Here is a 23011-nt window from a genome sequence, read left to right as displayed (position 1 = left end):
CGTTCAGGCGGCGGAGGCCGGGCGCACGAGATCCGCGAGGTCGACCGGGCAGTCGCCGTTGCGGGCGATGACGATCACCGGCACGGCCTGGTGCCGGGCGATGGCCCCCGCCACGAAATCGGGCGGGGTCGGCGCGTCGGGGCTGGCGCAGACGACGATCCCCAGCAGGGGAACGCCGTGCGCCTGCAGGGTCTCGGCCGCCGTAAGGGCATGGCTGATCGCGCCGAGATAGGAGCCGGAGACGAGGAGGGCCGGCAGGCGCAGCGCCTTGAGCCAGTCAAGGCCGGTCGCCTCCCCCGTCACCGGGCTCATCACGCCGCCGACCCCCTCGATCAGCAACGTGGTGTCGGGCGGCGTGGCCGCGATCTCTCGCCGGCACCAGCCGACGAGGTCGTCCAGGGCCAGGGTCCGGCCCTCGCGGGTCGCGGCGAGATCGGGGCTCAAGGGGGCGGTGAAGCGCCAGGGCGAACAGGCGGCGACCGTCTCGGGCGTCGTCGCCAGGCCCTGCGCCGCGAGCAGGCGTCCGGTGTCGCTCTCCGCGAAATCCGCGGCATCGAGGGGCGGGACGCCGCTCGCCAGGGGCTTGAGGGTCCGCACGCCGCGGCCCAGGGCGCGCAGCCGCCGCGTCAGCGCGGCGGTAACGTAGGTCTTGCCGATCTCGGTCCCGGCGCCGGCGACGAAGACGGCGCGCGTGCCGCTCACTTCTCGACGAAGGCCTTCTCGATGACGTAGTGGCCGGCCTCGCCGTGATTGCCCTCCTCGTAGCCGCCCTCGGTCAGCAGCTGGCGGGTGTCGCGGATCATGTCGGGCGAGCCGCAGAGCATGAAGCGGTCGTTCTCCACCGACATCGGCGGCAGGCCGATATCCTCGAACAACTTGCCCGAGGTCATCAGGTCGGTGATGCGGCCGCGGTTGCGGAAGGGCTCACGGGTCACGGTCGGGTAGTAGATCAGCCCGGCGCTGATCACCTCGCCGAGAAACTCGTGGTTCGGCAGATCCTTGGTGATGGTCTCGCCGTAGGCGAGCTCCTGCACCTGGCGGCAGCCATGGACGAGGACGACCTTCTCGAAGCGCTCGTAGGTCTCCGGATCCTTGATGATCGACATGAAGGGTGCGAGGCCGGTGCCGGTGCCCAGGAGGTAGAGGTTCTTGCCCGGCATCAGATTGTCGAGCACCAGGGTGCCGGTGGGCTTCTTGCCGACGATGATCGGGTCACCGACCTTGAGGTGCTGCAGCTTCGAGGTGAGCGGGCCGTTCGGCACCTTGATCGAGAAGAACTCCAGTTCCTCCTCGTAATTGGCCGAGACGACGCTGTAGGCGCGCAGCAGCGGCCGGCCCTCGACCTCGAGGCCCATCATCACGAACTCGCCGTTGCGGAAGCGGAAGGCGGGATCGCGGGTGGTGCGGAAGGAGAACAGCGTGTCGGTCCAGTGATGGACACTCAGCACACGCTCCTCGTTGAACTTGCTCATCGACGGTCCGTCTCGAATTTCGCTCGAATCTCGAAGCTTTGCGTGGGGTCTTCTCGCACCTGCGGTAGGCCCGTCAAGGCGGCGCGCGTACGCAGGCACACGCGCGTGCAGTGGCTTGGAATCGTTCTTAATTCTGCCCCGGCCCGTCAGAGGGGCTTCAGGCCGGCCTCGATCTCCGCGCGGCGGGGTTCGAGGAAGGGCGGCAGGGCCAGGCGCTCGCCCAGGGTCTCCATCGGCTCGTCGGTGGCGAAGCCCGGCCCGTCGGTGGCGATCTCGAACAGGATTCCGTTGGGTTCGCGGAAGTACAGGCTGCGGAAGTAATAACGGTCCACCGGGCCGCTGGAGGGCATGCGCCGCTGCTGGAGGCGATCGGCCCAGGCCGCATAGTCGGTGTCCGGGATGCGGAAGGCAACGTGGTGCACGGCCCCGGCGCCCTGACGGGCGGGGGCCAGCTTCGGTTCGGTCACGAGGTGGAGTTCGGCGGCGGGGCCTCCCCCACCCATGCGGTAGACGCGCACCTCGCCCTCGGGAAGCTCATAGTTGCGATCGTGATTCACGCCGAGGATCTCGGTGAGCACGGCCTCGGTCCGCTCGATCTGCGCCACGCTGAGGCGGATCGGCCCGAGACCCCGGATCTGATGCGCCGCCGGTACGGGGCTCTGCGCCCAGGGATGGGCCTCGCCGGCACCCCCGTCATCCAGCAGCATCAGGCGCTGACCCTCGCCATCCTCGAAATCCAGGGTGAGGCGCCCGTCGCGCTCCACCGGCACCGCATGGCTTACGCCCTGCCGGGCGAAGTGCTCGCGCCACCAGTCGATCGCGGCGGCGCCCGCAACGCGCAGGCCGGTGCGGCTGATGCTGTTGGTGCCGCGCCGCTCGCGCGGCGCCGGCCAATCGAAGAAGGTCACGTCGGTGCCGGGCGAGGCGAGACCGTCGGCGTAGAACAGGTGGTAGGCCGAGACGTCGTCCTGGTTCACCGTCTTCTTCACCAGCCGGAGGCCGAGGACCCGGGTGTAGAAGGCCAGGTTGTCGGCCGCCTGCGCGGTGATGGCGGTGAGGTGGTGGATTCCGGTGAGTTGCATCGGCTGATCCCTGAATGGCGGGCGGACCCGTCAGATGGGGCGGCCTGTCCGAAAACGAAACGGCCCCCGGGAGGGGGCCGTTCGACGACGTCGGATGAGGCGCTCAGAAGGCGCCGGCGAGAAGACCGAGGCCCGCGAGCGCGAGGCCCGCGCCGGTCACCCGCAGGGCAGTGAAGCTCTGCACGAGCCGCCCGGCCGAGAGGCCGAGACCGAGGCCCACCGCGTGCAGGAGGGCGGTCGCCCCAAGGAAACCGAGACCGTAGGCGAGGCCCGAGCCGGTCTCCGGCATCTCGGCGCCGTGGGCATGCCCATGGAACATCGCGAAGGCGCCCACGAGGGCCATGGCGGCGGCGACCGGCAGGGCCGGACGCAGGGCCAGGGCGGCACCGAGCACCACCACCGAGAGGGCGATCCCGATCTCGACGAAGGGCAGCCCGATGCCGGCGACCCCGAGGGCGCCGCCGACGGCCATCATGCCGAGGAAGGACAGGGGGACGAGCACCAGGGCGCGTCCGCCGATGCGGGCCGCGATCAGGCCCACCGCCACCATGGCGAGGACGTGGTCGAGGCCGCCGAGGGGATGGAGGAAGCCCTGGCTCAGGCCGGCGGCGGGCGCGTGGCCGGGATGGGCCAGGGCCGGCGTCGCGGCGAGGCCCATCGCCGTCACGAGGGCGAGGCGGGCCGGCAGGGAGGCGAGGCGTGATGTCATCCGGACTGTCCCGAGCTTGAAAACCAGCGGTGCAGCATCGTCGCCGCCCCGGCGGAAACTAGCAACCCTCGTGCCCGCGGACAGGCCCGAGACACCGCAGCCGGGCGCGGCGGTTCGTCCACGGGCCCCGGAAACCCGGGCGCCCCCGAACGTTCGTGATCCGTCAGACGTCCGTGGGACGGCCGGCGGCGACCACCAGCATCTTCCCGTCTGCGAAGGTGCGGGCCCCGGCGCGGCGGATGTCGGCCTGGGTCACGTTGGCCACCAGATCGTTGCGGCGGGCGATGTAGTCCATGCCCAGGCCCTCGAAGGCGATCTGCACGAGCTGGTGCGCGATCTTGGTCGAGGTGTCGAAGCCCAGTGCGTAGGAGCCGGTCAGGTAGTCCTTGGCCTTCTGCAGCTCCTCGTCGGAGGGGCCGTCCGTGACGAGGCGGCCGATCTCCTCGCCGATCACCGACAGGGCCTCGCCGACGCGCTCGTTCTTGGTGGCGGTGTAGCCCCAGGTCATTGAGGCGGCACGGTGGCTGACCAGGGACGTGCCCACTGAATAGGCGAGGCCGCGCTTCTCGCGCACCTCCTGGAACAGGCGGGAGGTGAAGGAGCCGCCGCCCAGGATGTGGTTCAGGACGTAGGCCGGGATGAAGTCCGGGTCGCACCACGGAACGCCGTTCATGCCGAAACGGATCACGGATTGCGGCACGTCGAGATCGACCACGTGGCGCGCGCCGATGTTCTGCATCCGGGTCTGGGGCACCGCCGTGAGGGGGGTGGCCATGTCGAGCTTGCCGAACGCCCGGTCGAGGCTCTCCGCCAGGCGGGCGGCGTCGATGGCCCCCACCGCCGCGACCTTGACGGCCCCGCGCCCGATGATCTGGCGATGCATCGTCACGAGGTCGTCGCGGGTGATCGCCGCGATGCTCTCGGGCGTCCCGGAGGACGGGCGGGCATAGGGATGCCCGGCATAGGCCTCGGCGAAGAAGCGGCGCGAGGCCATCACGCCCGGATCGTTCTGCTGGTAGCGCAGGCCGGCCAGGGTCTGGGCCCGGACCCGCTCGATGGCGTCGGGGTCGAGGCGGGGTTTGGCCAGGGCCAGGGCCAGGAGGTCGATCGCCTCGTCGGCATGCTTGACCAGCATCTTGAGGGAGCCGCCCAGCGCGTCGGAGCCGGCATGGAAGGAGAGTTCGATGGCCCTGGCGGCGAGGCGCTCTTGGAAGGCGTCTGAGGTGAGGTCGCCGGCCCCCTCGTCGAGGAGGCGGGCGAGCATCTGGGCCACGCCGGCCTTGCCCTCCGGGTCCTGGGCCGCGCCGCCCTCGAAGGTGAAGGCCAGGGCGATCAGCGGCACCACCGGGGATTCGACGTGCCACGCCTCGATGCCGGGAGCGACCGCGACGGGAACCGCCTGGGTCGGCGAGGTCGCGGAGCGGGTGGCGGGGTCGAGCAGGTCGGTGGTGGCCACGGTCATGGGAACCTCATGCTGTGCGCGGGGCGCGGCGGCAGGCGCCGCGGCCTCTCGAATTGCGTGGCCCGGCCGTGAGGCCGGGAACGGCCTTCAGGCCGCGTCGGCCTCGCGGGCCTTGGTCAGGTAGCCGGTGACGGACCGGGAAGGCGACAGGTAGCGCTCGGCCACGGCCACGAGCCGCGCCTTCGTCACCCCCTCGATGTCGGAGGGCCAGCGACGGACCTCCTCGATGCTCTCGCCGATGGCCAGCGCCGAGCCGTAGATGCGGGCGAGCGAGGATTGGCTGTCGGACGAATAGACCGTCTCGGCCACGAGCCGGGTCTTGGCCCGCTCGATCGCCTCTTGCTCCAGGGCCTCGGAGGGAACACGGCGCAGGACGCGGTCGACCTCCTCCTCCAGCTTTTCCAGGCTGACCCCCTCGGCGGGGATCGCGTAGACGGAGAAGCGGGTGTCGTCGATGGCCGAGCCCATGTACCAGGCGCCGGCATTCACCGCGACGCCGAGCTCCATCACCAGCTTGCGATACAGGTAGGAGGTGGAGCCGCCGCCCATGACTTCGGCCAGCAGCTCGAGGGCGTGGCACTCGCCGTCCCGCGCGGTGATGCAGGAGGGGGTGAGGTAGAGCCGCTGCAGGGTCGGCTGCTCGACCTTCGGATCGGCCACGGCGAGGCGGCGGAGCGCCCGGGGCTCCGGCTCCTTGGCGCGGATGCGCACGGGCCGGGCGCCCTGCGGGGTGACGCGGCCGTAGGTGTCGTCGGCCATGCGGCGGACGTCGTCCGGGGTCACGTCGCCCGCCACCACCAGGATGGCGTTCTCCGGCGTGTAGAAGCGCTTGTAGTAGTCGAGGGCGTGGGTGCGGTTCAGCTCCTCGATCTCGTGCATCCAGCCGATGATCGGCGTGCCGTAGGGGTGATGCACGAACAGCGCGGCGGCCATCGCCTCGGAGAGCTGCGCCGAGGGGTCGGTCTCGACCCGCATGCGGCGCTCCTCCAGCACCACGTCGCGCTCGGGCGCCACCACGGCGTCGTCGAGGACGAGGCCGGTCATGCGGTCGGCCTCGAACTCCATCATGGTCCGGAGGTGATCGCGGGCGACGCGCTGGAAATAGGCGGTGTAGTCGTAGGAGGTGAAGGCGTTCTCCTGGCCGCCGAGGCCCGAGACGGCCTTCGAGAAGGCGCCGATCGGGTGCCGCTCGGTGCCCTTGAACATCAGGTGCTCGAGGAAGTGGGCGATGCCCGACTGGCCCAGCGGATCATCGGCCGAGCCGTTGCGGTACCACACCATGTGGGTGACGACCGGGGCCCGGTGATCGGGCACGACCACGACGTCGAGGCCGTTGTCGAGGGCGAAGGCACTGACCTCGGGGCCGCCCGCCTCGGAACGCCCGAAGGGCGCGGCCTCGGCTCGGCCCGCGCTGGCATGGCCGCGCGCGGGTCCGAAGAGGGGCATGTCCTTCCTGAACAGGTGCATCGAAGCTCTTCCTTCCGCGGTCGGCCGCTCGCGAGGACCGTCCGTCATGTTGGCATTGCGCCGGCTCCGCGCCACGGGGGTGCGGCGGAGGGGCAGGAAACGGGTCCGCGTGCGGTGACTCGCCGCCCCTGCGGCACCGGGCCGGACCCGGGGTTCAGTTCGCGGAGCGCGCGCGCACGTAGGCGCCCGGATCGGACTCCTCACGCTCGCGATAGGGGTTGTTCACGGGGTCGCCGTTGGTCTTGGCGACCTTGCGCGGCGGCTTGCGGTAGCCGGTGGGCGGATCGGTGAGGACGTCGCGGTCCGGCTCGACCTGCGACGGCTCCGCGACCTCGGCGGAACGCAGGCCGAAGGGGTTCGACCAGAAGGAATTGCGATCGTCGTTCTCGCCCTCGGGCCGGCCCGGCTCGGTACGGCCCTGGGCGCTCGCGCGGCGGCCTCCGCGCATCTCGTCGATGGAGAGCGTCATGTTGTTGTCGTTCATCCGGCCCTGGGCGCCGCGAACGATCGGCTTCCGGGCCTCCTCGCGCTCGCGCTCCCGCTGGACGACCTCGGGATCCTTCGGCCACTGCGCCGAGGCTTCGGGCTGGCGCGGCGGCGGCAGCGACTTGCCGTCGAGCTTGGGCGGCATCACCAGGGGGGCCCGCTCGCGGTAGGTGATCGCGGGCTTCTCGGGCTCGATCAGGCCGATGCTGCTGAGCGTGTCGCGCATGAACACGCCCTGCTGCGCCTGAGCGCTCCCGGCGGTCAGGATGCCTGCCACCACCAGCAAAGCCCGATGTCCGATCATGCTGTCCCCGCTCTCCGCCCGGTTGTGGGTCCCGGTTCCCCGAGCCCGGATGATCGCCTTGTGCCGCGATCTTGATCCGACCTCCTCGGCCTGACCCCGGTTTCAGGCGATCGTATGGCGCCTTGACCGCACTGCACCAGCCCAGCCGGCACAACGATCCCGGTTGTGGTTTACGGACCACAGGTCCGACGGAAACGACGGCGGAGCCTCAGAGCTCGGAACCGGTGCTCCGGGGGGCGGGCCGCAGGCTGTCGAGGATGAGGCCGACGACGCCGGCGACGATGGCCGCGTCGGCGATGTTGAAGACGTACCAGGACCAGCTGCGCCAGTGCAGGTGCACGAAGTCGAACACCGCGCCGTAGGCCGCGCGGTCGATGGCATTGCCGAGGGCGCCGCCCGCAACGAGCCCGAGGGCCACCGCCAGCAGGCGCGATTCTGCCCGTCGCATCCAGAGCGACAGGCCCAGGGCCGCGAGGCAGGACACCCCCACCAGCACCCAGCGGCCGATCCCGCCCTCCTGCTGGAACATCCCGTAGGAGACGCCCCGGTTCCACACCACGAGGAACTCGGCGAAAGGCGCGATCCGCCAGGGCTGCGTCAGCACCAGATCGGTGCCGAGATAGAGCCAGAGCTTCGAGGCCTGGTCGACGACCAGGGTGACGAGGAGCGCAACGAGGCCCAGGCGGGAGGGGGTCATGCGGGGGAAGTTGTCATGCGGGAGAAGGGGTCATTTGGGAAAAGGGGTCATGCGGGAGAGACCGTCATGCGGGAGAACGTCGCGCGCGGGGATGGGCCCTCCCCCGAAGGGGGGAAGGCAGGGGGCGGCGCCTGCGTCAGGCGGCGTCCGTGCCGGCATGCGCCGCGTCCCACTCGCGCAGGGCGCGGGCGTCGCGGGGCGTCACGTCGGGATAGTCCGGGTCGCTGCCGACCTCGGGCGTGACCCGCCAGGAGCGGGCGCATTTGCGGCCCTCGGCCAGGGCCGGCACCACGGCGACACCCCGCACGTCGTCGAGGCGGAACGCCTCGCTCGGGCCCTCGCCCGCCACGATGCGGAGGGCGGAGGTGATGCAGATATCGGCGAAGTCGACCCCCTCGACCACGGCCCGCAGCTCCGCATCCGCGACGTAGACGGTGGGGGCGGCCTCCAGGCTCGCTCCGATGCGCTTGGCCGTCCGCTCGATCTCCAGGGCCCCGGTCACGACCCGGCGTACGCGGCGGATCGTCTGCCAGCGGGCCGCGAGGGCGTCGTCCCGCCAGGCGGTGGGCGTCTCCGGCAGGGTCTGGAGGTGGACCGAGCCGGTCTCCGACGGGTAGCGGTCGAGCCAGGCTTCCTCCGCCGTGAAGGCCAGCACGGGCGCGAGCCAGATCGTGACCCGGCGGAAAGTCTCGTCGATGACCTGGAGGGCGGCGCGGCGCACCGGCGACGAGGCCGGGTCGCAGTAGAGCACGTCCTTGCGCACGTCGAAGTAGAAGGCCGAGAGGTCGCCGGTCATGAAGCCGTTGAGGAGCGCCACCACCCGCTTGGTGTCGAAGGTGGCGTAGGCCTCGCGGATCTCGCCGTCGAGCTCGGACAACCGGTGCCGGATCAGCCGCTCCAGTTCGGGCAGCTCCGCGTGCGGGATCTCGGTGCCGGGCTCGAAATGCGCCAGCGATCCCAGCATCCAGCGCACCGAGTTGCGCAGCTTGCGGTAGGTCTCCGCGAAGGTCTTGATGATCTCCGGGCCGATGCGCAGGTCGTCCGCGTAATCGGAGGCCGCCACCCACAAGCGCAGGATATCGGCGCCGGAATCCTTGATGACGTTCTGCGGCGCGACGACGTTGCCCTTCGACTTCGACATCTTCAGGCCCTTGGGATCTAGAACGAACCCGTGGGTGAGGACGATGTCGTAGGGGGCGCGGCCGCGGGTGCCGGCGGATTCGAGCAGGGACGACTGGAACCAGCCGCGATGCTGGTCCGATCCTTCCAGGTACATCACCGTGTCGGTCCCGCCGTCGCGCTTGCGCGCGACGCCGGACAGGCCGGGGAACTGCTCGGGATCATCCAGCACGAAGGCGTGGGTCGAGCCGGAATCGAACCAGACGTCGAGGACGTCCGTGACCTTTTCGTAGTCCGCCGGATCGTAGTCGGGCGCCAGAAAGCGGGCACCGTCGGCATCCGTGAACCAGGCATCGGCCCCCTCGGCCTTGAAGGCGGCCTCGATGCGGGCATTCACCGCCGCATCGCGCAAGACGTCGTGGGTGCCGCGCTTGACGAAGACGGTGATCGGCACGCCCCAGGCGCGCTGGCGCGACACCACCCAGTCGGGCCGGTTGGCGACCATGCCGTTGATGCGGTTCTTGCCCTGCGGGGGCACCCACTGGGTCTCGTCGATCGCCTTCAGCGCCACGTCCCGCAGGGTCTTCTCGCCAAGGGACGCGACCGGCCTGTCGAGGGCGATGAACCATTGCGGCGTGTTGCGGAAGATGACCGGCTTCTTCGAGCGCCAGGAATGCGGGTAGCTGTGCTTGAGCGTGCCGCGCGCCACCAGGGTGCCGGCCTCCGTGAGGGCGGCGATGACCGCCTTGTTGGCGTCGCCCTTCTCGCCCTTGTGGTTAAGAACGAGTTTTCCCGTGAAACCGGGAGCCTCCTCGGTCAGCGCACCGTCGGCATCCACGGTGTAGGGGATGCGGGTCTCGATGCCGCGCTGGGCGAGAGCCCGGCCATGGGCCATCCAGACCTCGAAATCCTCGCGGCCATGGCTCGGGGCCGTGTGGACGAAGCCGGTGCCGGCCTCGTCGGTGACATGCTCGCCGTCGAGGAGCGGAACGGCGAAGTCGTAGCCGGGCAGGTGGCCGGCGAGCGGATGGCTCAGGGTCAGGCCGGCGAGTTCGGCCGGCGCGACGTCACGCAGGCGCTCGAAAGCCTCGACCCGGGCGCTCGTGAAGACCGAAGCCGCCAGGGCATCGGCGAGGAGGTAGCGGTCGCCGACCTTGGCCCAGTTGTCCTCCGCCGCGGCGGTGACGCGATAGAGGCCGTAGGCAACCTTCCGCGAATAGGCCACCGCCCGGTTGGCCGGCATCGTCCAGGGCGTGGTGGTCCAGATCACGACCCGGGCCGTCTCGAGGGCCTCCGTCGCCCCGCCGGTGATCCGGAAGGCGGCGAAGATCGCGTCGCTGACGACGTCCTCGTACTCGACCTCGGCCTCGGCCAGGGCCGTCTTCTCCACCACCGACCACATCACCGGCTTCGAGCCGCGATAGAGCTGGCCCGTCATCGCGAAGGTCATGAGTTCGCGGGCGATCGCGGCCTCGGCCGGGAACGACATGGTGACGTAGGGGTGGTCCCAGTCGCCGGTGACGCCGAGGCGCTTGAACTCCCCGCGCTGCACGTCGAGCCAATGGGCCGCGAAGGTCCGGCATTCCTGGCGGAACTCGATGACCGGCACGTCGTCCTTGTTGCGGCCCTTGGCGCGGTACTGCTCCTCGATCTTCCACTCGATGGGCAGGCCATGGCAGTCCCAGCCCGGCACGTAGTTGGCGTCGTAGCCGAGGGTGCCCTGCGCGCGGACGATGACGTCCTTCAGGATCTTGTTCAGCGCCGTGCCGATGTGGATGTTGCCGTTGGCGTAGGGGGGGCCGTCATGCAGCACGAATTTCGGCCGGCCGGCGGCCTGCGCCCGGATCTGGCCGTAGAGCCCGGTGGCGGCCCAGCGCTCCAGCAGCAGGGGCTCGCGCACCGGCAGGCCGGCCCGCATCGGGAAGTCGGTCTGGGGCAGGAACAGGGTCTTCGAGTAGTCGCGCGCGGCGGCCGCGGCGGGAGAGGTCTGGTCGCTCATGGGCTGTCTGTGAGATCTTCGGCGCGGGTCGGCGTTGAGGCGTTCGGCGGGCAGGACTGCCCCCGGGGCCGGCGGAATGGAGGCGAGACATCGCCCTCCCGGCCTTCGCATCGGTCCGCCGCGGCGGCCCTCAGGCGCAGGCCGGGCTCATAATTCGGGGCCGGGACGCGCTCGGCACGCCGAACCGCCCGCGTGGATCACCATCAACGCACATTCGGCGGCTTCTAGCAGCGGTGCAGGCGCGAGACCAGCGAGCTTTCCGCCGCCGGCACACCGCGGGACGTTTCGCGGGGACCTTTTTCAAGCTCGGCCGTTGTCCCGCACGCGTTCGGGCGCCCCTCGCCTCGGCCGGGAACCGGCTCCGAGGGGCGACCGAGACGCGGCGTCATTGGGAGACACGATCATGAGAAAAGCTCTGCTCGCCGCCAGCCTCGTCCTGTCCGCCTTCGCCCTGTCGGGCGCGGCCGAAGCGCAGGGCCTGCCGGGCGGCATCCGCCGTGGCGCGGCCGAGGGCGACCGGGTCGCCGGTCCGGTGGGCGGCATCGTCGGCGGCGCCGTCGGCGGCGCGGTCGGGACCGTGAACGGGGCGCTCGGCATCGATCCGGGCCGTCGCGCCTACCGCACCCGCATGAAGTCCCGCCGCCACGCCCATCACCGCCGTCACCGCTGAGGCGGTGCGGGATCCTGTGGCCCGACCGCGCCGGCCGGCCGGCGGCGTCCACGGGATTCCTGGGCCAGCAGGGTGAGCCCGGACCCGATGACGATGGACGCGCCGATCAGCGTCCATCGGTTCGGCACGTCGCCGAAGATCAGGTAGCCCAGCATCACCGACCAGAGCAGCTGGGTGTAGATGAAGGGGGCCAGCACGTTGGCCGGCGCCCGGGCATGGGCCAGGACCAGGAGCCAGTGCCCGAGGGTGCCGAACAGCCCGACCCCGATCAGGAGCGCCCAGGTGGCCCAGGCCGTCGGCGTGGTCCAGATCCAGGGCAGGAGCGGGGTCATCACCGCGAGCCCGGCCAGCCCCGAGTAGAAGACCGTCGTGGCCGTCGAATCGACGCTCGCGAGCTTGCGCGTGGTCAGCACGTAGAACGCGTAGCACAGCATGTTGCCGATGCTCAGGAGCACGGCGGGCTGGAAGGCGCCGACGCCCGGACGCACGATGACCAGGACGCCAAGGAAGCCGATCGCCACCGCCCCCAGGCGACGCGGCGACGACCATTCGCCCAGGAGCGGCCCCGCGAGCAGGGCCACCATCAGCGGCGTCGCGAACTGGATCGACAGGGTCTCGGCGAGCTGGAGCTTGCGCAGGGCGAGGAAGTTGAGGGCCGTGGAGCCGAACAGCAGCAGCGAGCGCAGGACCTGGAGCGTGAGCCGGTTCGTCCGCGCCACCCCGGGCGTCCGGACCGGATTGAGGACCATCAGCACCAGCGAGACGTTCACCGCGTAGCGCATGAAGGTCGACAGCAGCGGATCGACGCCCAGGCCCGCCAGGGTCTTGGCCGAAGCATCGAGGCAGGCGAAGAACGCCAGCGTGCCGCACATCAGCGCGATGCCGGCCAGGCGCCGGTTCGGGGGCGCGGCGCCCTCTGGTTGTGACCTCAACGACGTGATCCCGATCCGCGACGGCGTTCCGCCCGGTGTGAACGGTGCGGGGGCCAAGCTTTAAAGCAGGCGCGGGGCAGCGCACACCTGCGTGGGGATCGGGTCCGCCACGGCGATGGAGCATCGATCCGCGGCGCGAAACCAGCCCGTTCGTAACCAGATGGTGACTCTCAGTTGCGATCGCGTCCGCGAATCGCCCGGCCTGCACGAAGTCTTATCGATGCCCGCTCAGGATCGCCGGCGAACGTTTCTGGCGGAGGGCCATCCATGGCGAAGACCATACCGTTGCTTGCTACCTTCGGGCTGATCTGCCTGATGGTTCTCCCCGCTCCGGGCATCCTGGGCCTGATGATCGGCCTCGGCTGCGCGATCACCATCGTGATCTGCGCCGCGATCTGGCTGTTCGACCGGGTCGCCACCCGCCTGGCCTTCTTCCTGGAACAGAGGAGCGAGCGCCTGTTCCGGCGCCGCCGGGCCGTGCATGCGGGCTCCGGCATGATGCGCAAGGCGAAGCCCCCGAAGGCCAAGGTCGCGTAGACCGCGGCGCGCGAGGGGGATCGGTTCGAGGGGGCGTGGTCCGGGGGCTGCCGGCGCTACAGCGCGTCCGGGACGGCCAGGCCGTCCGCCTCGTCCTCGTCCATCTCGGCATCGCCCTCGACCTCGTGACCGGTGACGCCGGAGGCTTCCGCGAGGTTGCGGGCGGCCTTGCGCAGGAGCTTGCGCAGGCGGCGCTTCTCCTTGCCGTCGAACCCGTCGAGGAGTTCGGCCTCGACCTCGTCCCACAGCCGCTCGATGGCGGCGGCCTTGGCGAGGCCCGTCTCGGTGAGGCGCACGCGGACGATGCGGCCGTCGCCGGCCTCGGCGCGGCGCTCGACGAACCCCAGGGCCGCGAGCCGCGAGATGGTCTTGGAGGCGGTCGGCGGACGCACCCGCAGGGTCGCGGCGAGGTCGCCCATCGTCATGGTCCCGGCCGCGGCGAGCGCCTGGACCACCTGTTCCTGTCCGGCGAAGAGATCGAGGCTGGCCAGCCGGTCGCCCACGCGGGAGCGGTGCAGGCGCGCGGCCTGGACCAGGGCCCAGCCCACGCTCTTGGCGCCCGGAGGCCGCAGGCGCTTGTCGGACTTGCTCATGCTCCGCTCGCCATCCGTGTCACCGCTCGTCTCGGGGAGCGACGCCATCACCGCGCGGGTCAAGCCCTCGCGGGGTTCGACCATCCCGCGCTCGTCAGCCGCCCGCATCGCTCGTGCCCTCTGCTCTCATACCCCGCGAACGATGGGCCCGCGCCGGTCAATCCGGGCACATCCACCGGCAACCGGGAACGTCCCTTCGTCCCGGGGCATGACCGGCTCGTATGAAGCTGGGATGACAGTGCCCGGCCCGGGGGCCCGAGCGGGCTGGAAAAGTCGGCTAAACGCCCGGTCGGTCCCGGGGCCCGCCCCGTGCCTGGACGAAGGCCGACCCCTCGATTAAGCCTTGCGCGACGGGGCGCACGCGCCCGCAGCGCGACTGTTCCCACACCAGGACCTTGTCCCGCACCAAGACCTTGTCCCGCGCCAGAACCTCCGACGACCACTCAGGAATCCATGAAGGCAGTCATCCTCGCAGGCGGTCTCGGCACGCGCCTCTCGGAGGAGACGGTGACCCGGCCCAAGCCCATGCTGGAGATCGGCGGCCGGCCGATTCTCTGGCACATCATGCAGATCTTCGCCGCCCACGGGGTGCGCGAGTTCGTGATCTGCCTCGGCTACAAGGGCTACGTCATCAAGGAGTTCTTCCTGAACTACCGGCTGCACCTGTCCGACGTGACGGTCGACATCGGGCGCGGCCACGTGGACTTCCACCGCAGCACCGCCGAGGACTGGCGCGTCTCGCTGATCGAGACCGGGGAGACCACGATGACGGGCGGGCGCCTCAAGCGGGTGCGCGACTATCTCGGCGACGACGACTTCTTCATGACCTACGGCGACGGCGTCGCCGACGTGGACCTGACGGCCCTGGCGGCCTTCCACCGGGCGCACGGCAAGCTCGCCACCCTCACGGCGGTGACGCCGCCGGGCCGCTTCGGGGCGCTGGAGCTGGAGGACGGCACGGTGCGGCGCTTCCGGGAGAAGCCCGCCGGGGACGGGGCGACGATCAACGGCGGCTTCTTCGTGCTCTCGCCGCGGGTGCTCGACCGGATCGCCGGCGACGCCACCGTCTGGGAGGCGGAGCCCCTGGAGGGCCTGGCCGCCGACGGGCAGCTCGCGGCCTACGTCCATGCGGGCTTCTGGCAGGCCATGGACACCCTGCGCGACAAGAACCACCTCGAAGCCCTGTGGGCGGGGGACGCGCCGCCCTGGAAGTGCTGGTAGTCTGGCGCCAGCGAAGATCGTTTCCGGAGATCGTTTCAGAGCGTGCAGCCCTCGCCCTTCCCGCAGCCCTCGCCCTTCCCCTTGCCGCGCACGCGTGGCCCGAATCCCGATCCCGCCTTCTGGGCCGGGCGGCGGGTGCTCGTCACCGGCCATACCGGCTTCAAGGGCGGCTGGCTCTGCCTGTGGCTGGAGCGCCTCGGCGCCCGGGTGAGCGGGCTGGCCCTGGCCCCCGACAGCACCCCGAGCCTGTTCGCGACGGCCGGCCTCGGCACCGGCCTCGACTCGCACCTCGCCGACATCCGCGACCCGGCGGCGGTGCAGGCCTGCCTGACCGCCACGGCCCCGGAGGTCGTCATCCACATGGCGGCCCAGGCCCTGGTGCGCGCCTCCTACCGCGACCCGCTGGCCACCTATGCCACCAACGTGATGGGCACCGCCCACGTGCTGGAGGCGGTGCGGGCGACCCCCTCCGTCCGGGCCGTCGTGGTGGTGACGAGCGACAAGGCCTACGCGAACCGGGAATGGCCCTGGGGCTACCGCGAGACGGAGGCCCTCGGCGGGCACGACCCCTACAGCAGCTCCAAGGGCTGCACCGAGCTGGTGGCGGCGGCCTATCGGGCCTCGTTCCTCGCCCAGCGGGATTGCCGGCTCGCCACCGCCCGGGCGGGCAACGTCATCGGCGGCGGCGACTGGTCGGAGGACCGGCTCGTGCCCGACATCGTCCGCGCCTTCGCGCGGGGCGACTCGGTGGAGATCCGCGCCCCCCACGCGACGCGGCCCTGGCAGCACGTGCTCGAGCCCCTGAGCGGTTACCTCCGCCTCGCCGAATGCCTGTCGGGGGCGGACGGGGCGCGCTACGCCGAGGCCTGGAACTTCGGCCCGGCCGACGAGGATTGCCGGCCCGTGGCCCATCTCGTCGACGCCCTCGCCCAGGCCTGGGGCTCCGAGGCCCTCTGGCACCTGTCGGAGGCGATCCACCCGCACGAGGCGACCTTCCTCAAGGTCGATTCGGCCAAGGCCCGCACCCATCTCGGCTGGGACCGGCGCCTGCGCCTCGATGCGGCCCTGGCCTGGACCGCGGCCTGGCACCGGGCCCAAGCCGGCGGGGCTTGCGCCCGCGACCTGACCCTGGCGCAGATCGGCGCCTACGAGGCGCTCGCCGCATGATGGCCCCGACCCCGACCCCGACCCCGACCACGACCCCGCCTCCGGCCCGAAGCTGCCGCGCCTGCGGGGCGCCCCTGCACCGGAGCGTGGCCGATCTCGGCCTGTCGCCCCTGGCCAACGCCTACGTGCCGGCCGACCGCGCCGATCGGGGCGAGAGAGTCCATCCCCTCCACGCCTTCGTCTGCGAGACCTGCTGGCTGGTGCAGCTCGAAGCCTTCGAGACGCCGGAGGCGATCTTCTCGGACTACGCCTACTTCTCCGGCTTCTCCGCCGGCTGGCTCGCCCATGCGGAGGCCTACGTCGCGGCCATGCAGGCGCGCTTCGGTCTCGGGCCGGACAGCAAGGTCGTGGAGGTGGCGAGCAACGACGGCTACCTGCTGCGCGCCGTCGTGGCCCGCGGCATCCCGGCCCTCGGCGTCGAGCCGGCCGCCAACGTGGCGGCGGTGGCGCGCGCGCACGGCATCCCCACCGCGGTGGCGTTCTTCGGGGCGGAGACCGCTCGGCGTCTCGAGGCGGAGGGCCATGCCGCCGATCTCATGGCGGCCAACAACGTGCTGGCGCACGTGCCCGACATCCACGACTTCGTGGACGGCTTCCGGATTCTCCTGAAGCCCGAGGGCGTCGCCACCTTCGAGTTCCCGCACCTCCTGCGGATGATCGCGGAGCGCCAGTTCGACACCATCTACCACGAGCACTTCTCGTACCTTGCCCTCGGGGTCGTCTCGGGGATCCTGGAGGCGCACGGCCTGCGGGTCTTCGACGTGGAGGAATGGCCGACCCATGGCGGTTCCCTCCGGGTCTTCGCCTGCCACGCGGCGGCCGCCCACCCGCAGGGTCCGGCCGTGGCCCGGGTGCTGGCGGCGGAGCGTGCCGGGGGCCTGTTCGACGCGAGCGGCTACGCCGCCTTCGCGGAGGACGTGGTGCGCATCAAGTGCACCACCCTCGCCTTCCTGGCGGAGCTGCGGCTGACGGGGAAGACCGTCTGCGCCTATGGGGCGGCGGCCAAGGGCAACACCTTCCTGAATTACTGCGGCATCGGTCCCGAGCTGGTGCGGGCCGTGGCCGACCGCTCGCCGCACAAGCAGGGCACGCTCCTGCCGGGGAGCCGCATCCCGGTGGTCGCGCCGGAGGCCCTCCTGGCACGGCGGCCGGACTACGTCCTGATCCTGCCCTGGAACCTGAAGGACGAGATCGCCGGCGAGATGGCCGCCATCCGGGATTGGGGCGGGCGCTTCGTCACCGCGATCCCGCGGCTCGCGGTGTTCTGAGCCCATGCGCTTCGAGGCCCTGCCGCTCGCCGGCGCGTATCGGATCGTCCCGGAACCCCATGCCGACGCGCGCGGCTTCTTCGCCCGCACCGCCTGCGTGGAGGACTTCGCCGCGCGGGGCCTCGTCGGCGCCTTCGCGCAGTCCAGCATCTCCTACAATGCCCGGCGCGGCACCGTGCGGGGCCTACACTTCGCCGCCGAGCCCGACGCGGAGACCAAGCTCGTGCGCTGCACGGCCGGCGCGATCCACGACGTCCTCGTCGACCTGCGGCCGGATTCCGCCACCTACCTCCGGTCCTACGGGGCCGAGCTCAGCGCCGGGAACCGCCACGCCCTCTACATTCCGGCGGGCTTCGGCCACGGCTTCCAGGCGCTCAGCGACGGCGCGGAAGTGCTCTACATGATCGACCGTCCCTACGTGGCCGGCAGCGCCCGGGGCCTGCGCTGGAACGATCCGAGCCTCGACGTCGCCTGGCCGGAGCCCGTCACGGTGATCGCCGAGCGCGATCTCGCCTATCCCGACTGGGTGCGGTGAGGGAGCGCGTCCTCGTCACGGGTGCGGCCGGCTTCGTCGGCCGCCACGCCGTCAAGGCCCTGCGGGCGCGCGGGTTCGCGGTTCACGGCGTCGGGCGTGCCGCCTCTGCCGAAGCGGGCTGGCACGCCGCCGACCTGCTCGTCCCCGAGGAACGGCGCGCGCTGCTGGTGCAGATCCGGCCGAGCCACCTCCTCCACCTCGCCTGGGATGCCGAGCCCGGCCGCTACTGGACCTCGGCGCGCAACCTCGACTGGGCCGCGGCCACCCTGGATCTCGCCCAGGCCTTCGCGGCCTCGGGGGGCCGACGGTTCGTGGGGGTCGGCACCTGCGCCGAGTATGCGTGGGGCGCGGCCCGCCTCGACGAGGCGACGACGCCCTGCCGGCCCGCGACGCTCTACGGCGCCGCCAAGGACGGCACGCGGCGCATCCTGGAGGCATTCGCCGGGCAGACCGCGATGCGGTTCGCCTGGGGTCGGCTGTTCTACCTCTACGGACCCGGCGAGCGTCGCGGGCGGCTGGTCCCGGACGCGCTCCAGGCGCTGACCGCCGGTACGGCGTTCCCGACCTCGCTCGGGCTCCAGCGCCGCGACTTCCTGCACGTCGCGGATGCCGCCGCGGCCCTGGCCGCCCTGGTGGCGGGGGACGTGACCGGGCCGGTGAATATCGGCTCGGGCACGGCGATCCCGGTGCGGACGCTCCTCGAAGGGCTCGCCGCCCGGATCGGGGGCGCCGAGCACCTGGATTTCGGGGCCCGTCCCCTGAGCCCGACGGAGCCACCGGTCATCGAGGCCGGGACCCGCATCCTGACGGAGACCGTGGGGTTCCGGCCGCGCTTCGACCTGGCACGGGGCCTCGACGACACCGTGGCGTGGTGGCGGGCCCAGGGCCAGCCGCCGGCTTGACCGCTCAGGGCCTCAGCAGGGCAGCAGGCCCCTGAGCTGGGACAGGATGTCCTCGCCGGTGCAGGGCCGGGCGATGAACTTGGCCCCCTTCGGCATCCGCTCGGGATCGGGGGCAGCGCGCCCCGAGACGATCACGATCGGCAGCTGCGGCCGGGCCTCGGACACCGCGGTCGCGAGTTCGAAGCCGTTGGTCTTGCCGGACAACTCGACGTCCGTGATCAGGCCGCAGATGTCGGGGCGGGCCTGGATGATGCCGAGGGCCCGCTCGGCCGAGGCGCATTGCACGGTCTCGTATCCGCCATTCTCGAGAACGTCGCCGAGGTCCATGATCGTCAGGGCCTCGTCCTCCACCAGCAGGATCACCGGCCGGTCGTCGTTCGCCTTCGCCTCATCCACCACGATGCACCCTCCAGCCTGTCTGGCCGCGGGCCCCGCCCGGGACCGGGACCCGCGCGTGAAGCCCGGGGGCCCGCACGGCACGATCAGGGTCTCCGGGGATCCTGGACAGTTCGGGGATCTTGGACACGGGGCCAGCGCAACGTCATTCCAACGAGCGACGCGGGCGTGGGTTGCACCGGATGCAGGGTCCCGCCGTCAGGAGGCCACCGCCCGCACCACCGTTCGCATGGCGTCGAGAAGCTCGGCCAGATCCTGCGCCGGGATGGTGAGAGCCGGCGTCAGGTAGACGATGTCGCCGAAGGGGCGGACCCAGGTGCCCCGCGCCAGGAAGCGGCGCTTCAGGTCGGCCAGGTCGGGGGCCTGGCGGAACTGCACCACCCCGATCGCCCCCAGGATCCGGATGTCGGCGACGTGCGGCAGCCCGCGCAGGGGTTCGAGGCCGTCCGCCAGGGCCCCCGCGAGGGCCGCGGCCTGGTCGAGGCGCGGCTCGCGCGCGAACAGGTCGAGGCTGGCATTGGCCGCCGCGCAGGCGAGCGGGTTGGCCATGAAGGTCGGCCCGTGCATGAGGGCGGCGGCGGGATCGTCGGCGAGGAAGCTCTCGAACACGGCCCCGGTGGCCACCGTGGCGGCCAGCGCCATCGTGCCCCCGGTGAGCGCCTTCGACAGGCACAGGATGTCCGGCACGATGCCGGCCTGGGTGCAGGCGAACAGGGTGCCGGTGCGCCCGAACCCGGTGAAGATCTCGTCGGCGATGAGCGGCAGGCCGTGGCGCCGCGCGAGCCGGGCCACGGTCGCCAGCACCTCGGGAGGGTGCATCCGCATGCCGCCGGCGCCCTGCACCAGGGGCTCCACGATCACGGCCGCCAGGGTCTCGCGCGCATCCGCCAGGGTCGCGTCGAGGGCGGCGACCTGCGCCGCCGTCCGGGGCAGGTCGCAGAAGACCTGGGTCGGCAGGTAGGCGCCGAAGCGCCGGTGCATGCCCTCGTCGGGGTCGCAGACCGACATCGCCCCCAGGGTGTCGCCGTGATAGCCCTCGCGGAAGGCCAGGATGCGGGTGCGCCCGGCGACCCCCCGGTTGATCCACATCTGCACCGCCATCTTCAAGGCGACCTCCACGGCCACCGAGCCGGAATCGGTGAAGAAGACGTGGTCGAGATCGCCCGGGAGCAGGGCCGCGAGGCGCGCCGCCAGCCGCTCCGCCGGGGCGTGGGTGAGCCCCCCGAACATCACGTGCGGCATTGCCTCGAGCTGCGCGGCCACGGCCGCCCGGATGTGGGGATGGTTGTAGCCGTGGGCCGCCGTCCACCACGAGGCGATGCCGTCGATCAGTTCGCGCCCGTCGGCGAGGACGATGCGCGACCCGTGCGTGCGCACGGCCTCCAGCGGCGGGGCCGCCCCCCGCATCTGTGTGTAGGGCCGCCAGAGATGTTGGATGTGCGGGCTGTCCATGACCCGCAGGGGATGGGCCGGCGCAGACCCCGGGTCAAGGCGGGGCGCGATGCTCCGCGTGGGACCCGGGATCATTCGGCATGAAGTTTAGTTTGTGAAATATATTGATATACTGACATATAAAACAGCACAGTTAGATATATTCCAATATACGCGACGGCTATTGTTATGAAGTCAAGATTATCCTACGGCAGATCGACCCCCGACCAGGAGCGATCATATCCCGTCAGGCCCGACGTCATCACCGCATCTCGTCCTGCGTCCGGAAACCTGCGGGTCCGGCCGCATGGATCTCGCCATGGACCTCGCCATGGACCTCGACGCGGTGGATTTCGGCGGGATGGATCTCGGGTGCCGCGCTCCTGCTCCAGGCCGGGCCGACGGCCGCGCAGCAGCCCGATTTCTCATCCGTCGCCCTCGATGAGATCCGGGTCGCGGGCGACGGCGGGGCGGTGATCGGCTACCAGCCCCGGCGCACGAGCTTCGGAGCGGGGTCCGACACGGCCCTCCTCGACACACCGGCCAACATCGCCATCGTGCCGAACGCCGTGCTGCGCGATCAGCGGGTGCTGAGCCTCGACGAGGCCCTGCGCAACGTCAGCAGCGTGGTGCAGACCAACAGCCTCGGCGGCACGCAGGAGGCCGTCATCCGGCGCGGCTTCGGCTTCTCCCGTGACAGCTCGATCCTGCGCGACGGGCGCCGCACGGTTCTTCAGCAGAACTTCAACCATGCCATCGAGCGGGTCGAGGTCCTGAAGGGTCCGGCCTCGCTCCTCTACGGCATCTCGGATCCCGGCGGCCTGATCAACCTCGTCTCGAAACGTCCAGACTTCACGCCTCGCGGCTCCCTCGACCTGACCGGGACGAGCTTCGGCGGCGGTCTCGTCCAGGCCGACCTCACCGGCCCGATCCAGGACACCAACCTCGCCTACCGGGTCGTCGGCGACTTTCAGGACTACGCCTACTGGCGCAATTTCGGGCAGATCCGCCGGCAGGTCGTCGCCCCGTCGCTGACCTGGCGCGGTGACGACACCACCGTGACGGTGGGCTACGAGTTCACGCACTACGCCATCCCCTTCGACCGGGGCACGACCTTCGACCGGCGCACCGGGCGCGCCCTTCGCGTGCCCCGCGACCGCCGCTTCGACGAGCGCGTCAGCAAGGTGGACGCCGAGAGCCATCTCGCCACGATCGATGTCGACCACAGGTTCGACGCGGATTGGAGGCTTCACTTCGGCTACAGCTATTCGCGGCTCGGCTACGACGACAACCAGATCCGACCCGTCGCCTACAATTCCGACACGCGCCTCCTGACGCGCCGGGCGGACGCGACGCGCGGCGGGGATTTCGAGGCCCACGTGGCCCGCCTCGACCTGACGGGGCGCTTCGAGACCTTCGGCCTGCGCAACGATCTCCTTGCCGGGGCGATGGTCGAGCGGATCGACTATTATTGGAAGACCAGCGTGCGGGGACCGAACGTCGGCGGGTTCGACCCGTTCGACCCCGTCTACGGCCTGATGGGCGCCTCCGACCGGGTCTCGCTGGCGGCCAGCAACAACCGCGACCGACTCAGCAACACCAGCCTCTATCTTCAGGATTCGCTCCACCTCACCGACCGGCTCATCCTGGTGGGCGGGATCAGCGCCCAGATCTACGACCAGCTCGCCTATGAGGGCCGCCCCGCCGTGATCTCGACCGCCATCGACGGCGTGAAGCCGGTGCCGCGGGCCGGGCTCGTCTACAAGCTCGCGCCCAATCTCTCGCTCTATGGAAGCTACACGCAGTCCTTTCGCCCCAACGTCACCGACCTCGATGTGACCGGGGCGCTGCTGCCGGAAGAGGGGACGGCCTACGAGGTGGGGGTCAAGGCGGAGGTCGCCGACGGCCTCCTGATCACCGGCGCGATGTTCGATGCCGAGAAGAGCAACGTGCTGATCACCCAGGTGATCGACGGCACCCGCTTCGGCTCGACCGCGGGCAAGGTGCGCTCGCGTGGCTTCGAACTCGATTTCGCGGGGCAGATCCTGCCCGACTGGGCCGTGATCGGCAGCTACGGCTTCACCCAGGCGGTCGTCACCGAGGATCCGGTGCTCGCCGGCAAGCAGCTCCAGAACACGCCGCGCGTCACGGCCTCGCTGTTCCTCACCCACCAGCTCGGCGCCGTCGCCGACGCGACGGCGTTCGGCTCGACCCTCCTCGGCCCTGGCTTCCTGGAGGCCGGGTTCGGCAGCCGCTACGTCGGGGTCCGCCCCGGAGACGCGGCCAACAGCTTCACCATGCCGGACTACGTGGTCTGCGACGCGTTCCTGTCTTACCGGACCCAGGTGAACGGCCTGCCGACCACCCTGCAGCTCAACCTGAAGAACCTGTTCGACGAGACCTATTATCCCTCGGCCGGCGCCAGCAACCTGCTGGTGGCGGTGGGCGAGCCCTTCCAGGCCCTGGTCACCGCCCGCGTCGCCTGGTGAGCGGGCGCACCGAAGCCGGGCGGGATGCCGGGTCACCACAGACTCTGATACCGGGACGAACCGGCCGGTCTGA

21 protein-coding genes are annotated in these 23011 nt (G+C 71.1%); 8 read left to right on the top strand and 13 right to left on the bottom strand.

All coding sequences use genetic code 11. The features are described 5' to 3' along the window. Positions 1-3: 3 nt before the first annotated feature. The 9 genes from bioD to ileS form a co-directional block, all read right to left on the bottom strand. Entirely contained in the window at positions 4-702 is a 699-nt protein-coding gene (gene bioD, locus CRT23_RS06415) for a dethiobiotin synthase (RefSeq protein ID WP_103709031.1), read from the bottom strand. Beyond that, positions 699-1472: a ferredoxin--NADP reductase gene (locus CRT23_RS06410; protein WP_103709030.1), complete on the bottom strand. Its 774-nt coding sequence runs from the start codon at positions 1470-1472 to the stop codon at positions 699-701. The genes bioD and CRT23_RS06410 overlap by 4 nt, the downstream gene beginning before the upstream one ends. Positions 1473-1618: 146 nt before the next feature. Continuing rightward, the gene (locus CRT23_RS06405; protein WP_103709029.1) at positions 1619-2554 is read right to left on the bottom strand and encodes a ring-cleaving dioxygenase; all 936 of its coding nucleotides are present in this window, start codon (positions 2552-2554) and stop codon (positions 1619-1621) included. Between the two features lie 103 nt (positions 2555-2657). Continuing rightward, on the bottom strand, positions 2658-3263 hold the full coding sequence (locus CRT23_RS06400; RefSeq protein ID WP_103709028.1) for a HupE/UreJ family protein: 606 nt from the start codon (positions 3261-3263) through the stop codon (positions 2658-2660). Positions 3264-3426: 163 nt separating this feature from the next. Beyond that, positions 3427-4725, bottom strand: a complete 1299-nt coding sequence (locus tag CRT23_RS06395; protein WP_055946335.1) for a pitrilysin family protein — start codon at positions 4723-4725, stop codon at positions 3427-3429. Positions 4726-4812: 87 nt separating this feature from the next. After that, positions 4813-6192 (bottom strand): pitrilysin family protein, encoded by a 1380-nt coding sequence (locus CRT23_RS06390; RefSeq protein WP_103709027.1) that lies wholly within the window; start codon positions 6190-6192, stop codon positions 4813-4815. A gap of 154 nt (positions 6193-6346) precedes the next feature. After that, positions 6347-6982 (bottom strand): hypothetical protein, encoded by a 636-nt coding sequence (locus CRT23_RS06385; protein ID WP_055946341.1) that lies wholly within the window; start codon positions 6980-6982, stop codon positions 6347-6349. A 208-nt stretch (positions 6983-7190) separates the two neighbouring features. After that, entirely contained in the window at positions 7191-7679 is a 489-nt protein-coding gene (gene lspA, locus CRT23_RS06380) for a signal peptidase II (protein WP_103709026.1), read from the bottom strand. A gap of 136 nt (positions 7680-7815) precedes the next feature. Then, complete coding sequence (gene ileS, locus CRT23_RS06375; protein WP_103709025.1) at positions 7816-10797, bottom strand: isoleucine--tRNA ligase; 2982 nt, start codon at positions 10795-10797, stop codon at positions 7816-7818. A gap of 403 nt (positions 10798-11200) precedes the next feature. On the opposite strand from ileS, the gene CRT23_RS06370 reads away from it, so the two are divergent. After that, on the top strand, positions 11201-11467 hold the full coding sequence (locus tag CRT23_RS06370) for a hypothetical protein (protein WP_055946349.1): 267 nt from the start codon (positions 11201-11203) through the stop codon (positions 11465-11467). On the opposite strand, the gene CRT23_RS06365 is transcribed toward CRT23_RS06370, so the two are convergent. After that, positions 11458-12339 carry a DMT family transporter gene (locus CRT23_RS06365; protein ID WP_103709024.1) on the bottom strand — a complete coding sequence of 294 codons (882 nt, stop codon included), beginning with the start codon at positions 12337-12339 and terminating at the stop codon, positions 11458-11460. The genes CRT23_RS06370 and CRT23_RS06365 overlap by 10 nt on opposite strands. A 327-nt stretch (positions 12340-12666) precedes the next feature. Between CRT23_RS06365 and CRT23_RS06360 the strand changes: the two genes are divergently transcribed. Then, on the top strand, positions 12667-12936 hold the full coding sequence (locus CRT23_RS06360) for a hypothetical protein (protein WP_103709023.1): 270 nt from the start codon (positions 12667-12669) through the stop codon (positions 12934-12936). 56 nt (positions 12937-12992) lie between these two features. Here CRT23_RS06360 and CRT23_RS06355 read toward each other — a convergent pair whose 3' ends face one another. Beyond that, complete coding sequence (locus CRT23_RS06355) at positions 12993-13529, bottom strand: MarR family winged helix-turn-helix transcriptional regulator (RefSeq protein WP_244477191.1); 537 nt, start codon at positions 13527-13529, stop codon at positions 12993-12995. Between the two features lie 453 nt (positions 13530-13982). Between CRT23_RS06355 and rfbF the strand changes: the two genes are divergently transcribed. The 5 genes from rfbF to CRT23_RS06330 are packed head-to-tail and all read left to right on the top strand — an operon-like array spanning position 13983 to position 18622. Next, the gene (gene rfbF / locus CRT23_RS06350) at positions 13983-14750 is read left to right on the top strand and encodes a glucose-1-phosphate cytidylyltransferase (protein ID WP_055946355.1); all 768 of its coding nucleotides are present in this window, start codon (positions 13983-13985) and stop codon (positions 14748-14750) included. Between the two features lie 42 nt (positions 14751-14792). After that, a complete protein-coding gene (gene rfbG, locus CRT23_RS06345) occupies positions 14793-15917 on the top strand; it encodes a CDP-glucose 4,6-dehydratase (protein ID WP_245435998.1) in 1125 nt (374 codons plus the stop codon). Continuing rightward, entirely contained in the window at positions 15914-17185 is a 1272-nt protein-coding gene (locus tag CRT23_RS06340) for a class I SAM-dependent methyltransferase (RefSeq protein WP_245435996.1), read from the top strand. Before rfbG ends, CRT23_RS06340 begins: the two co-directional genes overlap by 4 nt. Before the next feature lie 4 nt (positions 17186-17189). Then, the gene (locus CRT23_RS06335; RefSeq protein WP_103709022.1) at positions 17190-17720 is read left to right on the top strand and encodes a dTDP-4-dehydrorhamnose 3,5-epimerase family protein; all 531 of its coding nucleotides are present in this window, start codon (positions 17190-17192) and stop codon (positions 17718-17720) included. After that, positions 17717-18622, top strand: a complete 906-nt coding sequence (locus CRT23_RS06330; protein WP_103709021.1) for an NAD(P)-dependent oxidoreductase — start codon at positions 17717-17719, stop codon at positions 18620-18622. Before CRT23_RS06335 ends, CRT23_RS06330 begins: the two co-directional genes overlap by 4 nt. A gap of 12 nt (positions 18623-18634) precedes the next feature. Here CRT23_RS06330 and CRT23_RS06325 read toward each other — a convergent pair whose 3' ends face one another. Next, positions 18635-19021, bottom strand: coding sequence for a response regulator (locus CRT23_RS06325; RefSeq protein WP_244477148.1), 387 nt, complete (start codon positions 19019-19021; stop codon positions 18635-18637). Positions 19022-19216: 195 nt separating this feature from the next. Continuing rightward, positions 19217-20470, bottom strand: a complete 1254-nt coding sequence (locus CRT23_RS06320; RefSeq protein WP_103709020.1) for an adenosylmethionine--8-amino-7-oxononanoate transaminase — start codon at positions 20468-20470, stop codon at positions 19217-19219. Positions 20471-20922: 452 nt separating this feature from the next. Here CRT23_RS06320 and CRT23_RS06315 point away from each other — a divergent pair, with 452 nt between their 5' ends. Then, positions 20923-22938 carry a TonB-dependent siderophore receptor gene (locus CRT23_RS06315; RefSeq protein ID WP_245435994.1) on the top strand — a complete coding sequence of 672 codons (2016 nt, stop codon included), beginning with the start codon at positions 20923-20925 and terminating at the stop codon, positions 22936-22938. The last annotated feature ends 73 nt before the right edge of the window (positions 22939-23011 follow it).

It is taken from the genome of Methylobacterium sp. V23 (assembly GCF_002917135.1).
GTDB lineage: Bacteria > Pseudomonadota > Alphaproteobacteria > Rhizobiales > Beijerinckiaceae > Methylobacterium.
The sequence above is the reverse complement of the archived record's forward strand: the minus strand, read 5'-3'. Positions and strand labels throughout refer to the sequence as shown.

What these genes read in the sequence shown, in the direction of transcription:
- CRT23_RS06410 (WP_103709030.1), bottom strand. Translation starts at nt 1,472, where the DNA reads ATGAGCAAGTTCAACGAGGAGCGTGTGCTGAGTGTCCATCACTGGACC.
- CRT23_RS06405 (WP_103709029.1), bottom strand. Translation starts at nt 2,554, where the DNA reads ATGCAACTCACCGGAATCCACCACCTCACCGCCATCACCGCGCAGGCG.
- CRT23_RS06400 (WP_103709028.1), bottom strand. Translation starts at nt 3,263, where the DNA reads ATGACATCACGCCTCGCCTCCCTGCCGGCCCGCCTCGCCCTCGTGACG.
- CRT23_RS06395 (WP_055946335.1), bottom strand. Translation starts at nt 4,725, where the DNA reads ATGACCGTGGCCACCACCGACCTGCTCGACCCCGCCACCCGCTCCGCG.
- CRT23_RS06390 (WP_103709027.1), bottom strand. Translation starts at nt 6,192, where the DNA reads ATGCACCTGTTCAGGAAGGACATGCCCCTCTTCGGACCCGCGCGCGGC.
- CRT23_RS06385 (WP_055946341.1), bottom strand. Translation starts at nt 6,982, where the DNA reads ATGATCGGACATCGGGCTTTGCTGGTGGTGGCAGGCATCCTGACCGCC.
- lspA (WP_103709026.1), bottom strand. Translation starts at nt 7,679, where the DNA reads ATGACCCCCTCCCGCCTGGGCCTCGTTGCGCTCCTCGTCACCCTGGTC.
- ileS (WP_103709025.1), bottom strand. Translation starts at nt 10,797, where the DNA reads ATGAGCGACCAGACCTCTCCCGCCGCGGCCGCCGCGCGCGACTACTCG.
- CRT23_RS06370 (WP_055946349.1), top strand. Translation starts at nt 11,201, where the DNA reads ATGAGAAAAGCTCTGCTCGCCGCCAGCCTCGTCCTGTCCGCCTTCGCC.
- CRT23_RS06365 (WP_103709024.1), bottom strand. Translation starts at nt 12,339, where the DNA reads ATGTGCGGCACGCTGGCGTTCTTCGCCTGCCTCGATGCTTCGGCCAAG.
- CRT23_RS06360 (WP_103709023.1), top strand. Translation starts at nt 12,667, where the DNA reads ATGGCGAAGACCATACCGTTGCTTGCTACCTTCGGGCTGATCTGCCTG.
- CRT23_RS06355 (WP_244477191.1), bottom strand. Translation starts at nt 13,529, where the DNA reads ATGAGCAAGTCCGACAAGCGCCTGCGGCCTCCGGGCGCCAAGAGCGTG.
- rfbF (WP_055946355.1), top strand. Translation starts at nt 13,983, where the DNA reads ATGAAGGCAGTCATCCTCGCAGGCGGTCTCGGCACGCGCCTCTCGGAG.
- CRT23_RS06340 (WP_245435996.1), top strand. Translation starts at nt 15,914, where the DNA reads ATGATGGCCCCGACCCCGACCCCGACCCCGACCACGACCCCGCCTCCG.
- CRT23_RS06335 (WP_103709022.1), top strand. Translation starts at nt 17,190, where the DNA reads ATGCGCTTCGAGGCCCTGCCGCTCGCCGGCGCGTATCGGATCGTCCCG.
- CRT23_RS06320 (WP_103709020.1), bottom strand. Translation starts at nt 20,470, where the DNA reads ATGGACAGCCCGCACATCCAACATCTCTGGCGGCCCTACACACAGATG.